Annotated in this window: 14 protein-coding genes and 1 tRNA gene; 9 read left to right on the forward strand and 6 right to left on the reverse strand. The window is 27.0% G+C overall.

The genetic code is table 11. From position 1 onward, the window contains the following. Positions 1-135: 135 nt before the first annotated feature. Positions 136-2,490, forward strand: coding sequence for a hypothetical protein (locus tag IPP08_07110; GenBank protein QQS65556.1), 2,355 nt, complete (start codon positions 136-138; stop codon positions 2,488-2,490). Between the two features lie 45 nt (positions 2,491-2,535). Then, the gene (locus IPP08_07115) at positions 2,536-3,384 is read left to right on the forward strand and encodes a 3-hydroxybutyryl-CoA dehydrogenase (protein ID QQS65557.1); all 849 of its coding nucleotides are present in this window, start codon (positions 2,536-2,538) and stop codon (positions 3,382-3,384) included. Between the two features lie 8 nt (positions 3,385-3,392). On the opposite strand, the gene lptC is transcribed toward IPP08_07115, so the two are convergent. The 3 genes from lptC to IPP08_07130 are packed head-to-tail and all read right to left on the reverse strand — an operon-like array spanning position 3,393 to position 5,828. Next, complete coding sequence (lptC, locus tag IPP08_07120; GenBank protein QQS65558.1) at positions 3,393-3,953, reverse strand: LPS export ABC transporter periplasmic protein LptC; 561 nt, start codon at positions 3,951-3,953, stop codon at positions 3,393-3,395. Between the two features lie 56 nt (positions 3,954-4,009). After that, positions 4,010-4,633 carry an HD domain-containing protein gene (locus IPP08_07125; GenBank protein QQS65559.1) on the reverse strand — a complete coding sequence of 208 codons (624 nt, stop codon included), beginning with the start codon at positions 4,631-4,633 and terminating at the stop codon, positions 4,010-4,012. Positions 4,634-4,655: 22 nt separating this feature from the next. After that, positions 4,656-5,828 (reverse strand): acetylornithine transaminase, encoded by a 1,173-nt coding sequence (locus IPP08_07130; GenBank protein ID QQS65560.1) that lies wholly within the window; start codon positions 5,826-5,828, stop codon positions 4,656-4,658. Positions 5,829-6,222: 394 nt separating this feature from the next. On the opposite strand from IPP08_07130, the gene IPP08_07135 reads away from it, so the two are divergent. Both IPP08_07135 and IPP08_07140 read left to right on the forward strand, forming a co-directional pair. Further along, a complete protein-coding gene (locus tag IPP08_07135) occupies positions 6,223-6,756 on the forward strand; it encodes an adenine phosphoribosyltransferase (protein QQS65561.1) in 534 nt (177 codons plus the stop codon). A gap of 32 nt (positions 6,757-6,788) precedes the next feature. Continuing rightward, positions 6,789-7,118: a DUF952 domain-containing protein gene (locus IPP08_07140; GenBank protein QQS65562.1), complete on the forward strand. Its 330-nt coding sequence runs from the start codon at positions 6,789-6,791 to the stop codon at positions 7,116-7,118. 244 nt (positions 7,119-7,362) lie between these two features. Here the strand turns inward: IPP08_07140 and ppk1 are convergent, their stop codons facing one another. Together ppk1 and paaK are read right to left on the reverse strand one after the other, a co-directional pair. Beyond that, positions 7,363-9,522 (reverse strand): polyphosphate kinase 1, encoded by a 2,160-nt coding sequence (gene ppk1 / locus IPP08_07145; protein ID QQS65563.1) that lies wholly within the window; start codon positions 9,520-9,522, stop codon positions 7,363-7,365. A 59-nt stretch (positions 9,523-9,581) separates the two neighbouring features. After that, a complete protein-coding gene (gene paaK, locus IPP08_07150; protein QQS65564.1) occupies positions 9,582-10,670 on the reverse strand; it encodes a phenylacetate-CoA oxygenase/reductase subunit PaaK in 1,089 nt (362 codons plus the stop codon). A 277-nt stretch (positions 10,671-10,947) separates the two neighbouring features. Here paaK and gatB point away from each other — a divergent pair, with 277 nt between their 5' ends. The 5 genes from gatB (at position 10,948) to cax (ending at position 15,205) form a co-directional block, all read left to right on the forward strand. Continuing rightward, complete coding sequence (gatB, locus tag IPP08_07155) at positions 10,948-12,402, forward strand: Asp-tRNA(Asn)/Glu-tRNA(Gln) amidotransferase subunit GatB (GenBank protein QQS67848.1); 1,455 nt, start codon at positions 10,948-10,950, stop codon at positions 12,400-12,402. Positions 12,403-12,452: 50 nt separating this feature from the next. Beyond that, entirely contained in the window at positions 12,453-12,656 is a 204-nt protein-coding gene (iscX, locus tag IPP08_07160) for a Fe-S cluster assembly protein IscX (GenBank protein QQS65565.1), read from the forward strand. Between the two features lie 14 nt (positions 12,657-12,670). Next, the gene (locus IPP08_07165) at positions 12,671-13,312 is read left to right on the forward strand and encodes an LON peptidase substrate-binding domain-containing protein (GenBank protein QQS65566.1); all 642 of its coding nucleotides are present in this window, start codon (positions 12,671-12,673) and stop codon (positions 13,310-13,312) included. A 61-nt stretch (positions 13,313-13,373) separates the two neighbouring features. Then, positions 13,374-14,075 carry a monofunctional biosynthetic peptidoglycan transglycosylase gene (gene mtgA / locus IPP08_07170; protein QQS67849.1) on the forward strand — a complete coding sequence of 234 codons (702 nt, stop codon included), beginning with the start codon at positions 13,374-13,376 and terminating at the stop codon, positions 14,073-14,075. A 68-nt stretch (positions 14,076-14,143) separates the two neighbouring features. Next, the gene (gene cax / locus IPP08_07175) at positions 14,144-15,205 is read left to right on the forward strand and encodes a calcium/proton exchanger (protein QQS65567.1); all 1,062 of its coding nucleotides are present in this window, start codon (positions 14,144-14,146) and stop codon (positions 15,203-15,205) included. Positions 15,206-15,258: 53 nt separating this feature from the next. Here the strand turns inward: cax and IPP08_07180 are convergent. After that, a tRNA-Arg gene (locus IPP08_07180) sits at positions 15,259-15,332 on the reverse strand. Positions 15,333-15,334: the final 2 nt, after the last annotated feature.

Here is a 15,334-nt window from a genome sequence, read left to right on the forward strand (position 1 = left end):
TGTAATTGTTATATTCAGTGGTGATAAATATTAATAAACAAAAATAGCACAATACTATTTATATTTAATTATTGTTAAATTAGTTAAAGTTAAACAAAACTTTTTAAAATTCTCTATTCATACTTATTGTTAAAATTGATTAAATATTTTTTATTTGTAATTACAAGTTTTCTTTGTTTTGGAGTTATTAAATCTCAACAATCTTTATTACCAATTCAGAGTGGATATGCTATAATAACTACTTATGGAGATAGTGCAAATTCACCACCAGGACCAAAAGTAAATGTCGTTTCGATTTTGAATTTAAATAATTGGGAAAAAGTAAATAAAAATGAGAATTGGAAAGTTAATATTTATCACGGTGAAAATGTTGGGGGTTGGAATGTTGAAAAATTAGGTCCAGTTTTTGGTATTACTTTAGATAAAAATAAAAATATTTATCTATCAACTTTTCCATATTATTACTATTGGCCTTTAACTAATGATTACCCTTTTGGAAGTTATTCATACGGACCTTTGGGTGGTGGTGGAATCTATAAAATAGATGCATTTTCTGGTGCAATTAGTAATTTTATTTCTTTACCTAATTTTAAAGATACTAAGTATCATTATCAACCAGGCTTAGGTAATATATGTTATGATAATGAAAATAACCAATTGTTTGCTTCAAATTTTGAAGATGGAAAAATATATAGAATATCTTTAGATGGTAAAATTTTAAGTACTTTTGATCCATTTAATCAAGATGATAATTTACCAGGTTTTGCTGATTTAGGTGAAAGATTATTTGGAGTTTATTACAAAAATTCTAGACTTTATTATAGCCGTTTTGTTGAAGAAAAATCTAGACCTAATTTATTATTATCCAATCAAATTTGGTCTGTTCCTATTATTAATAGTGAATTTGTACCAGTTTTAAATTCATTAGAAATCAATTTACCATCATTTGGAAGTATTGTAAACTATTCTTACCCCGTTTCAGATATAACATTTAATATTGATGGTACTAAAATGTTCCTTGCTGAAAGAACAATTAACACTGATAATATTCAACAATATGGTCATGAATCAAGAGTTTTAGAATATTCTAGCAAATCAAGATTTCCAGGTACATGGCTGCCTGAGTCAGAAAATAAGTATAAAATAGGTGATCCAAGAATTTCTAATACAAGTTGTGCTGGTGGTGTTACATTAGGAACAAAAAATAATTTTGGAGTTCTAGAATGTGATTCAATTTTGTGGGTTACTGGCAATAGCCTTAGATTTTTTATTGGAAAAGATTCTTCTGAACAAATTTATGGTATCCAAGGTTTGCCATTATCTGGTGGAACAATTTCTAATAGTATTCTTGTTGATGCAGACGGGGATACAAGAAAATTTTCAAAAATTCAAATTGGTGATGTTGAGGTTTTTAAAGATTGTTGCTCAAGTTATTCAGTAATTAAAAGTGATACTTCTAGAGTTACAATAAAAGATACTTTTACAATTCCAATTATACTGAATAACATAACAAATGTAAGCAATTCTTTAAACTTAATTATAAATATTGATACATCATATTTAAATCCAATTTCATTCTTAAGTTCAACCAAAAATGTTTTAAATTCTAGCATTGTTTCAAAATCTGGGAATGTACTAGCTTATAACTCTACTTTTTTAATACCTAATAAAATAATTGACAATATTGGTTACATTAAATTTGAAGCAAAGAAAGCTAATCCTAAAGGGACTGAAATCACATTTTCTGTACAAAATTGTTTCCATTCATTTCCAGGATTAGTAAAAATTGATGATTGTATTTCTGGAGGTTCATTGAAATACAATATTTATGGAGATACAATTAAATTGGGATATAATGATACTTTAAAAATGCCTGTTATTTGTTACGATTACATTGGGAATAATTTACAAATACCTGTTTATTTATATTTCAATCTTTTTTCATTTTATCCACTTTATGTTAAAAACAAAAATGGAGATTTTTTACAATTAGAACAAAATTCTATTTCAGGAAATTTTAGAAATTTAAAAGCAGTTTTCCCCAAAAAAAATAAAATTGGATTGGACACTTTAGGATACTTTTATCTATTAACATTATCAGGTGATACAAATTCTGTATTATTCAATTTTTCTACTGATTCATGTTACGATATGTCCCCAGGAATGGCGTTAATTAGTAATTGTGGCAGTTCTCATTTTAATGATAGGTCAATTGAAGTTGTTAATAAAACATCAATAAATAAGATAGTAAATAACTTTAACAATCAAATTGTTAGTCTCTCTTTTACAGTTGAATCTGATTATAATTCTAAACTTTTTTTGTATGATAGTTATGGTAATTTAGTAAAAATTTTATTTGAGAACCAAGAATTTCAAAATGATGAAAATCTATTGAGCTTTTCGATTAGTGATTTTAATTCAGGAATATATTACTTAGCTTTATATTCAGGAGCGAATAGTTCTATTAAAAAATTAGTATTTTACAAATAGTTAATTTCAAAATTATAAAAAATAAAAATAAAACTAAAAATTAAAATGAGAATTACAGTTATTGGAGCAGGAACTATGGGTAATGGAATTGTTCATCTTTTTGCTCAAAATGGTTTTAGTGTTAATATGGTTGATATATCACAAGAGCGCTTAGATGCTGGCTTAACAACAATTTCCTCAAACCTTGATAGAATAATTAAGAAAGAATTGATTACTATTCAAGTTAAAGAAAAAATAATTTCCAGAATAAATTTATCAACAAAATTAGATGAGATTTCTAAAGTTTCAGATTTAATTATTGAAGCAGCAAATGAAAACTTTGAGATAAAATCACAAATTTTCAAAACAATTGATGATAATGCTCCTGTTGATGCAATTTTAGCTACAAATACATCTTCAATATCAATAACAAAAATTGCAGCTAAAACTAGTAGACCAGATAAAGTTATTGGTATGCATTTTTTTAATCCAGTGCCAATAATGAAATTGGTTGAAATTATTAGAGGGTATTCTACTTCGCAGGAAGTATTCAATACTATAAAAGAACTTTCAGAAAAAGTTGGAAAAGTACCTGTTGAAGTTCATGATTTCCCTGGTTTTGTTTCAAATAGAGTTTTGATGCCTATGATCAATGAAGCTATTTTTTGTGTTATGGAAGGAGTGGCTTCAATTGATGATATCGATACAGTTATGAAATTAGGCATGGCTCACCCAATGGGACCATTAGCATTAGCTGACTTTATTGGATTGGATGTATGCTTAGCAATAATGGAAGTTCTTCATACTGAAATTGGGGATAGTAAATACAGACCTTCACCATTACTTAAAAAAATGGTATCTGCTGGTTTCTTAGGAAAAAAAACAAAGAAAGGATTTTATGATTATAGTAAATAATTTAACTTTTACCTACCACTAATTCCTGAAACATCATATATCTTATAGTTCTGTAAGGCATTGTCACTTTCAAAGCCAATGCCTTCAATTTCTCTAAACTTAATGCTATCAACTAACTTTATTTTTGATTTTGATTTAAATATTTTATCATTAGAGAAATATCCAATACTATCAGCAATTACTATTGTTTTATTTTCTAAACTATGTATTAGTACATTATTATAAGCGTACATATCATTTGTTTTATCATCAATTTTACCACTATCAGATATCATTGTTGAAGTTAAAATGCCATTAGTGTTAAAAAATTCTATAATCACTTTTTTATCAATAAGTGTTTCAAATTTTTCATAGTACTTTCTAGCCCTACCAAAATGAACTTTTGATTTTGTCCAATTTGAATCTGAACTTATTATTGTTGCATTTATACTCTCTTCGTTAGGATCATCAGGTTTAATAACAATTTTACCAATTGTTGAATCAATTTCATTTGAATCCGAACATGATAAAAAATTGAAGCTGATTGGCAATATGAATATATATACAATTAAGAATTTATAATTGTTCATAATTTTTAATAAATTGACTTATTTTATTTAAACAAATTAATTACACATCAATGAATCTAACCCAAGAATCTGTTTTGTGCAATTTGAATATTTTGTTTTAAATAAATCAAACTGTTATCATTTTCATCTTTAATCATATTTAAATAATTTTCAATAGTATCTTTAATATATTTCATAGGATTTCTTTTTAAATTAAACTCCAAACACCTCATATTATCTAGCTTATCAGAAAATCTAATAATTTTACAATCAAGATTAGAATTTGCAATTCTTGCAATGTATTCAGCATCAATTAGCATTCGTTTAATTGGATCTTTTTCAGAGATGTCTTTTGATAGCAAACCTACTAAAGTAGCTGGATAAATACCAAAATTATTTGCTAATACTTCTACTTTAAGAGTTGGTAAATCTTCAATAACATCGTGTAATAATGAAGCACAGATTATGTCAGGATCATAAATTTTTAGTTCTAAAATTATTATTTTTGCAACTCTAGTTACATGCCAAAAGTATGGAGTTTCATCATTTCTTTTTTTGTTTGAATGAATATCTTGAGCCATTTCATATGCACCAGAAATTCTAATCATATCTAATGAATTAACATAACCTTGAGTTAAATATTTTAGATCCGATAAAGTTAAATATGTTTTGTTATACTGAACTTCTTGAGGTAAATTCATAATTATTAATCTATACTTTAATCTAATTTGTTAACAATATTTTTTCAAATTCATTCACAAATAATTCATTGTGCTCACTTGTATAAATTAAAGGTGGTAAAAGCCTAATTACATTTCCATTCGTTGAATTAGAAATTATTTTTTGTTCCAATAATTTATTAACAAAAGTTTCAGCATTTTCAAACATTTCTATTCCAATAATAGCACCTTCTCCCCTAACTTCTTTTATTTTTTCTGGGAATTTATTTTTCAATAAATTCAACTTAAATATAAAATCATTTCCAACTAATTTTACATCATTCATTAAACCATTATTTAACTCATCAAGAACCACGATTCCAGCAGAACATGAAACTGCATTTCCTCCAAAAGTTGTCCCATGTTTACCATAAGTCCAAAGTGATGCAATTTCATCATTTGCTAAAATTGCACCTAAAGGCAAACCTCCTCCTATACCTTTTGCTAACCAAATTATATCTGGTTTTATATTAAATTGATCGAATGAATTAAAAACTCCAGTTCTACCTGCTCCAGCTTGTACCTCATCTGCCATTATTAAAAAATTAAATTTATTTTTTAACTCCTTTAACACATTTACAAATTCTTCTGATACTTTTTCAACTCCTCCTTCACCTTGAATAAATTCCAAACATACTGCATTAGTATTTATACTTATCGTTTCTATTAATTTTTCAACATTATTATACTCAATCACTTTTATGTTTGGTAAAAATGGACCCATTCCATTCTTGTATTTAGGTTTATCCATTAATGACAACGCTCCATAAGTTCTTCCATGAAAGCTACCTGTAAAAGCAACAATTTCATTTTTATTATTTTTAGTTCCCCAAAGTCTTGCTAATTTTAAAGATCCTTCTGTAGATTCACTTCCACTGTTAGATAAAAACACTTTTGAATATCCAGTTTGTTTCGATAATTTTTCAGCAAATTCAATTTGTTTATCTTGATAAAAAAAATTTGATACATGCATATATCTCCTAATCTGAATTTCTATTGCTTCAATAATTTTAGGGTTGGAATGACCTAATGAGTTTACAGCAATTCCACCTAACATATCTAAATACTTATTCCCATCTTTAGTATAAATATACATACCTTCAGTCCTCTCAATCTCAATTGGAAGCCTTTTGTATGTATGAAACAATACATTTGATTCTCTTTCTATCAAACTCATTATATTTTTCTTTTTAATAAAGGTTAATTTACAAATAATTAACAAACTAAAAACCCTTGCCTATTAATTTATAAGCAAGGGTCTTTAACTATCTTTTCTTTTTGTGTCTATTTTTGCGTAGTCTTTTTTTACGTTTGTGAGTAGACATCTTATGACGTTTCCTTTTTTTTCCGCAAGGCATATTATTACCGTGAGTTTGTTGTTATAAGTTATGTAATTTTAAAACTGTGCAAATATAAGGAAGTTCATTTTTTATAGCACAATAAATTATAATAGATTGAAAACTTTAATTTTCAATTTTCAATTTTAAAGAATTCTTTTTAGGTATTCTATCTAAATCTAAATCGATAAAATATAATTATTTCACTTTTCCTACATTTGTAATAAAAAAACATTGGATCTAAAAAAGTACATACGTTCAATTCCTGATTATCCAAAACTAGGAATTATGTATAGAGATATTACAACTCTATTGGGTAATAATAAGGCACTCAAATATTCTGGAGAAAAAATTGCAGATAAGTTTTCAGGTTACAATATTAGTAAAATTGTTGTAGTTGAGTCTCGTGGTTTTTTGTTAGGAAGTATTGTTGCTTATTTATTAAATACTGGAATTGCACTTGTTCGTAAAAAAGGCAAACTACCTTTTGAAACTTATTCAGCAAATTATAATCTAGAATATGGTTCAGATTCAATAGAAATTCATAAAGACTCGATACTTCCTGGAGAAAAAGTTTTACTTCATGATGATTTATTGGCTACAGGTGGCACAATTTCAGCTACTTCAGAGTTAATAAACAAATGTGGTGGAGATATTGTTGGAGCAAGCTTCTTAATAGAATTGTCTTTTTTGCATGGGAGAGAATTAATGAACTCAATTGGAATAAATAATATTTTTTCATTAATTGATTTCAAAAATGAAGACTAATAAATAAATACTTTTTTAATAAATAACCTTTTATGATTTATCATATTGTTGATTATGATTACTACTTTAATCAAAAATTAGATGAATATTTTTCTGAAAATTTTCAAAGTGATGGGTTTATACATTGCTCTTTGATATCTCAAATAAATAAAGTCATTACCACATTTTTCAAAGGAACAAAACTTAACCTAATTGTATTAGAAATAGATGAAACATTGTTAAAATCTAAATTAAAATACGAAGATATTTACAACTCAAATGAATTATTTCCACATATTTACGGAAGTATTAACAAGATTTCTATTGCTAATATAATCAAGTTAAAAAAAGATAATATTGGGAATTATTTTTTTGAAATTTAATAGTATTGAATTAGTTTTTATATATGATTTAGTATAAATTTATATTAAATCATATAAAATTTCAAATTTAAATATTCCATAATTTCAACTTCTATTTCATTACCTCAAAAAACAATAAAATTAGAGTTATATATTATTATATTAATACATCTTTGAAATTTATTAAAATCATACATAAATTTTACTTTTAATGGATAATGAAGTAATCAAAAAATCAAATTAGATTCTATTTTATAATTATCAATTAATCTATTCTTCTAGAAACAAGACTTTTCACTTTTCTTGTTGATGATGTTTGAGAATCTTTTAATTCACTTATAAAGAAACTTTCTTGAGAATTTATTCTATTTGAATTTGATTTTGGGAATAGCTTTGAATAACTTCCATCTGAATTTAAAAGCCTAGCTTTGGTATTATCAGATAGATATGTTAGAAGAATTTTTTTAACTTGACTTTTCAAAATTGGGTTTGTAATTGGAACAAGAATTTCAACTCTACGGTCTAAGTTTCTAGGCATCATATCAGCAGAGCCAATATATATTTCTTCATTTCCTGAATTTTCTGCATAAAATATTCTGCTATGTTCTAACAATCTTCCAACAATAGATATTACCTTAATATTTTCTGAAACCCCTTTGATGCCTGGCTTTAAACAACAAATTCCACGTACAATTAAATCAATCTTTACACCTTTATTTGATGCATCATATAATGCAGAGATAATCTCTTCATCTACTAATGAATTCATTTTTGCAATAATTCTACCAGGTTTTTTTTCGGTATGACATTCCATTTCACGTGAAATTAATCTTAAAGTTCTTTCCCTTAAATTTAAAGGAGCCATTACTAATTTTTTCCATTTGATATCAGTTGCATACCCTGTTAAATAATTGAATAAATTAATTGCATCAGATCCTAAATCTGGATCTGCTGTTATTAATCCTAAATCAGTATATAATTTAGCAGTTGAAGGATTATAATTACCTGTACCTATATGTAAATAAATTCTAGGGCTTCCGTTTGCATCACGACGCACAACCATAGTAACTTTACAATGAGTTTTTAAACCTATCAACCCATATACTACATGAATTCCAGCCTTTTCTAATCTCTTTGCCCAAACAATATTATTCTCTTCGTCAAATCTAGCTTTCAACTCTAAAATCACAGTTACTTGTTTACCATTTTCTGCAGCCTTAATTAATGCTTCTACAATTGGAGAATCCTTACCAGTTCGGTAAAGGGTCTGCTTAATAGCCATTACTTTTGGATCGCGAGCAGCAGCAACAATAAAATCAATTACATTTGAAAAAGAATCATAAGGATGATGAAGTAAAATATCACTTTTACGAATTGCAGAAAATATTGATTCTTCTTTATCTTTAAATGCAGGAGCTATACATCCATTAAAAGGTGGATCTTTGAGTTCTCTTCTTCCAATTTTATGTAAGTACATAAAATCAGATAAATTAATTGGAGCTGATGTTTCGTAAATATCATCTTCTTCTATTTCTAAAGATATTTTTAAAATGTACCTAATATCATCGGGCATTTTATTTGAAACTTCCAAACGAATTGCCTCACCCCATTTTCTTCTTCTAACTCCTTCTTCCATAGTCTTCATCAAATCTTCGGCATCATCTTCGGTAAGTTCTATATCAGCATCTCGAGTAACTCTAAAGGGAAATGATGCTTGAACAACTAACCCAGGGAATAAGGCATTTGCATTTGCTTGGATAATTTCTTCTAGTAACACAAAATGATGACCTCTTGTATCGCCAGAAACTTTTATAAATCTAGTAAATACACTTGGCACTTGCATCACTGAAAAGTGGAATGAATCTTCTGTTAGATGTTTTTTAGGATTTCTAAGAACATATGCTAAATTTAGACTTCTATTTAAAAGATGTGGGAATGGATGACCTGGGTCAATTGCTAAAGGTGTTAAAACTGGTAGCACTTCTTTTAAAAAATAATCTTTTAACCTTTCTTTTTCAGAGTCTGATAATTCTTCATACCTATAAAGCGTAATTCCTGCTTCAGCTAACTTTGGCATTACATCATTCATTAATGTCTCTTCATGTCTTTTTAATAATGGTCTAATCTTTTCAGAAATAGTTAACAATTGTTCTTGAGGAGACATTTCATCAGCAGAAGTATTAATAACACTTAACTCTATTTGTTCTTTTAATCCAGCAATTCTAATCATGAAAAACTCATCAAGATTTGTAGAAAATATTGATAAGAATTTAAGCCTTTCTAAAATTGGATGAGATAAATCCTCAGCTTCTTCTAAAACTCGTTCATTAAACGCAATCCAACTAATTTCCCTGTTTATAAAATATTTTCTAGAATACTTTTTTTCACTGTTTGATATTACAACTAATCCATTATTTTTTATCATATATCTTTAAAATAAAAATTTGAATTGATTTAAAATTTAATCTAATTGTTTTTATAACTCTAATTTTCATCAAATGAAACAATCACTCTTTCTGTTATTGGATGAGATTGACAAGTAAGTATATAACCTGCCTCAACTTCTTCTTTTTCTAATGCATAATTCAAATCCATACTAACTTTTCCTTCAATTAATTTTGCTTTGCAAGTACAGCACACTCCTCCTTTACAGGCAAATGGTAAATCAGCCCCATTGGTTAAAGCAGCATCTAATATTTTACCAGATTTAGGAAGTTTAAAATCAAATGTAAAACCATCTAATATAACTGTTACATTAGAAGTTATATCATTTATTTCAGAATTAGTAATAACCGAATTTATTTTTTGAATTACATACAATCCGTCAGTATTGAAAAGTTCAAAATGAATTTTTTTATCTTCAACTCCTTTTATATTTAATGCTTCTTTTACATTAAAAATCATTTCTTCAGGACCACATAGAAAATATTCATCAACTTCTGAAACGTTTATTAAATATTTAAAATAATATTCACATTTTTCTTTATCAATTCTTCCACAGAATAAAGGAGAAGACAAAGTTTCTTTACTAAGTAAATAATGAATACTTAAATTATTCATATGCTTATTTTTTAGTGCATCTAATTCATCTCTAAAAATTATTGAATCTGTAGTTTGATTACCATAAAACAATGTAAAACTACTTTTTGGTTCTTTTATTAAAATTGCTTTAATTATTGAAAGAATAGGAGTTATACCACTTCCAGAACAAAATGCAACATAATTTTTTTTTATTAATGAATTATAATTCTCACTTGAATGAAATTTTCCCATTGGAGTCAAAACTTGCAATTCATCTCCAATTTTTAAATTTGAATTGGCAAAAGTAGAAAATTTTCCATTTGAAACTCTTTTTACTGCAACAGTTAAATCATCATTAATACCTGAGGAACAGATTGAATAACTTCTTCTAACATCTTCATCATTAATTATTGTTCTTAATGTAAGATATTGTCCAGGAATGAATTGATAAGATTCTTTTAAATTTTCAGGAACTATGAATTGAATTGAAACACAATCTTCTGTTTCTTTAATTATTTTTTTAACTTTAAGATTATGGAATTTTGGATTCATTTTTAAAATTTAATATATTATTAGTAGCCAGATTTTAATCGAAATATAGTTTACTATTTTAAAAAAATATAATATTTTTACAAAAATAACTTAACTATACAAGTCATACAATATCAAATAACATATTTAAAGTTAAATTTTGTTAACATTTTCTATAATAAGTAGTGTATGAATATTAAAAAATATAAATAAGAGTAATTTTTCAAATTAATTATTCATTTAATTCAAACAATTGATTAAAACTTAAACCTTATTTTTGCGGGTGATTAAAACTCAAATAAATACAAACAAATACGAAGCTGTAATTGGGCTCGAAGTACATGCACAACTTTTAACAAAGACTAAATCTTTTTCTTTTGCTGGTAGTGAATTTGGTGCAACCCCAAATACTAACACAGATCCTGTTGTACTAGCTCATCCAGGTGTATTACCATTGATTAATAAAAGTTTGATCGAATGGACTGTCAAAATGGGATTAGCTACTAATTGTAAGATCAGAAGTAAAAGTACATTTGCAAGAAAAAATTATTTTTATCCAGATTTACCTAAAGGTTATCAAATATCTCAATATGAGGATCCAATTTGTTATGATGGACATATTGAAATTGAATTGATTTCCGGCGATGTAAAAAAAATTGGGATTACACGAATTCATATTGAAGAAGATACCGGTAAATCTATTCATGATTTAGATATTAATAATAGCTTGATAGATTTAAACAGAGCGGGAAATTCTTTAATTGAAATTGTTTCAGAACCAGATATCAGAAATGCTCAAGAAGCTTACAGTTATCTCGAACAAATTAAAAGTATTGTTACTTATTTAAGTATTTGCTCAGGTAATATGGAAGATGGAGCTTTAAGATGCGATGCTAACATTTCAGTTAGGCTGATTGGTGCTGAAAAGTTCGGAACTAAAGTTGAAGTTAAAAATATGAACTCATTTAGAAATGTTGAAAAAGCAATTGAGTTTGAAATTTCTAGACAAATAACTGCATTAGAAAATAATGAAATTATTTATCAAGAAACTAGGCAATGGGATGCTGGCTCTAAGTCAACAAAGATTATGAGAACGAAAGAATCTGCGAATGATTATAGATATTTTCCTGATCCAGATTTACCTCCTATAATAGTAACTGATGAACTTATTGAATCAATGAGTAAAGAACTTCCAGAGTTTGCTATTCAAAGAAAATTTAGGTTTATAAATCATTATAACATTCCATATTACGATGCAACCCTTTTAACAGAGACTGTAACATTAGCTGATTATTTTGAATCAACATGCAATAAATTAAAAGTTAAAAATGCTCAATCTTTTAAAGTTACAAGTAATGTTATTATGACTGAGGTTTTAAGAATACTTACTGAAAAGCAAATTGATGTTACTTTATTTAAAATAGATTCTATGCGGTTAGCAGAACTAATTGATATGTTTTGTTTGGAAGTTATTTCATCCAAAAATTTAAAAGACATTTTTAATGAAATGCTTATTACTTCTAAAACTGCAGGTGATATAAGTAAAGAAAAAGGATATCTCCAAATAAGTGATTTTAATTTTATTGAAGATGCTGTCCTGCAAGTTCTATCAGAAAACCCCAAAAGTATTACTGATTATAAAAACGGTAAAACTAATTTATTTGGTTTTTTAGTTGGTCAAACTATTAAGAAAACAAGTGGTAAAGCAAATCCTAAATTGATAAATGAAATACTTACAAGATTACTAGAATAGAGTTTTTTTTATAGAGTTAACATTTTAAAAATTATTTAATATTAAGATTTATGAATTGGTATGATATAGAAGACATTGGAATTTCATTATATGAAAAATATAAAAGTATAGATCCTTTATCAATTAGATATACAGATTTATTAAAGTGGATAATTGAACTTGAGGATTTTAATGGTGATCCATCAGAATCAAATGAGAGTAAACTTGAAGCTGTTCAGATGGCTTGGTATGAGGAATGGAAAGATAATCAATAAATTAAATAAAGTAAATGAAAGATATAGGCATGTTTCCTTTGAACCTAGTTCTCTTCCCTGGTTCACAGTTTCCTTTGCATATTTTTGAAGAAAAATATATTAATTTGATAAATGAATGTTGGTTGAAAAATTTAGAATTTGGTGTAAATTATTCTGATGAAAATGGTATACAAGATATTGGATGCTTAGCTAAAGTAACAAAAGTTTGGAATACAACTAGTGAAGGATCATTCGATATTATAGTAGTTGGAACAGAAAAATATTTGTTAGATAGTGAATTTAAAAATGTTAATGATGAGATTTTTTATAGAGCAGATATAAAATTAGTTAAAGATTATTCATTTGAAGTTGATCAGTATTTATTAAGTACCACTAAAAATTTGTTTTCAACATTGCTCGACTCAATAAAATTTGAAAATCTTGAAGACAAATTGTTTGCTAAAGAATGGATTGCAAATGCAAATTCTTACTTGTTCGCCACAAAATCTGGATTAAGTTCAAATCAAAAATTGGAGTTATTGAAAATGGGTTCTGAAAATGAGAGGTTAGAATATTTAATTGATCATTTGAAAATGATTATCCCAGGTATTAAAAAAAATGAGTCTATTAAAATGATACATTTAAATGATGGTTATTTAGTAATGGATAATAAATAATTTATCCAAATTTAATTAATTGCAAACACAACAAAATACTTCAGCAAAAAAAAACGTAAGTATATTTAGATGGATTTTCCGTTTTATTCTAATTGCTTTTTTTTCATCAATAATATTTACTTTAATATTTAGATTTGTTAACCCACCATTTACTCCATTAATGGTTATTAGATCATTAGAAGGTATGAGTAATGGTGAAAAAATTGGTATAAATCAAGAATGGGTAAATTTAGAAGATATATCACCCAACCTTATCAAAGCTGTTATTTCAGCTGAGGATGCAAAATTTTTTTCACATCATGGAGTTGATTGGGAAGCTGTAAAAAAAGCTAAAAAAAGGAACGAAAAGTTAAAAGGGAAAAAAGTATATGGTGCTAGTACTATATCAATGCAGTGTGCTAGAAATGTATTTTTATGGCAAGGAAGGAACTATATCAGAAAAGCTTTAGAAGTATATTTTACTTTTTTGATTGAATTTTTTTGGGGAAAAAAAAGAATATTAGAAATCTATTTAAATGTAATTGAATGGGGAAATGGGGTTTATGGAATTGAATCAGCATCTCAAAAATATTACAAAATTAATTCAAAGTTTTTATCACCTTCACAGTCTTCATTATTAGCAGTTGTATTGCCGAATCCAAGAAAATGGTCACCAAGTAAACCTAATAATTATGTTAAAAAAAGAGCTGGAAAAGTTAGAGGAGGTTTCCAAAGCGTTGGATTAAAATCATTACAAAAAATTAAAATGAATAATTTAAAGTAATTATATTAGATTAATTAAACCACATTTATCTAACAATATAATTTATAACAAAATAATTTAAAAACAGTATGAGTAAAAAAGAAAAATTGATTATTTCAATAGGTGTAATATTTACTTCCATATCTGGATATTTACATTATTCAAATTCCAATGTAGTATTATTGTTTGTAATTGTAACAGTTACTTTAGCACTATTGGCAATGATAGTAGGTGATGCAACTGAGCAACTTGGTTATAGATTTGGACCCAATGTAACAGGAATTTTACAATCATCATTAGGGAATTTGCCAGAGTTATTTGTTTGTATATTCGCCTTAAAAGCTGGGTTAGATAAAGTTGTTCAAGCAGCACTTATAGGTTCAATTTTAGGAAATTCATTATTGGTTTTTGGTTTAGCATTATTTCTAGGAGGTCTAAAAAATGGCACACAATATTTTAGAAGTGAACCTCCTAAAATGATTGCGACATTAATGATATTAGCATTTGCAGCTTTAGCAATTCCAACATTAACTAATCAATTACACACTTCTGCTGAAACTCATTTAAATACATTAAATATTTTTGTTGCTATTGTATTATTAATACTTTTTATTGCAAGCTTATATTTTTCTATTAAAGGAGATAAAACAATTGTACCAAAAGATACTAATTCAAGTCAACATAAAGATATTTGGCCAATTGGTTTAACCTTATTAGTATTAGGAATATCTGGTATTGGTGCTGCATTTGTATCAGAATGGTTTGTTGATGCATTAACTCCAGCAATGCAAGTACTAGGTATAAATGATGTATTTGCTGGTTTAGTAATTGTTGCAATTGCTGGTAATGCAATAGAAAATTTGGTTGGAATTCAATTAGCATTAAAAAATAAAACTGATTATGCAGTAAGTGTAATTCTCAATAGTTCCCTTCAAGTTGCCTTAGGTTTGTTCCCATTATTAGTATTAGTTTCTTACTTTTTAGGTGGAGCAATTTTGTCATTTGTAATTTCACCTATGTTACTAGCTGCTTTAGCCCTTACTGTAATAGTTACTGCATTTGTAGTATTCGATGGTGAATCAATTTGGTTGGAAGGACTCGCTTTAATTTGTCTTTATACCTTAATAGCTATTGCTTTTTGGTGGGGATAAATAATAAATTTCAAAAAAAAGCGGATTAATATCCGCTTTTTTGCTTTAAAGAGTATGCCCGATTGGATTCGAACCAATGACCTACAGCTTAGAAGGCTGTTGCTCTATCCAGCTGAGCTACGGGCACAA

This window comes from Chlorobiota bacterium (assembly GCA_016700335.1).
Classification (GTDB): domain Bacteria; phylum Bacteroidota; class Ignavibacteria; order OLB7; family OLB7.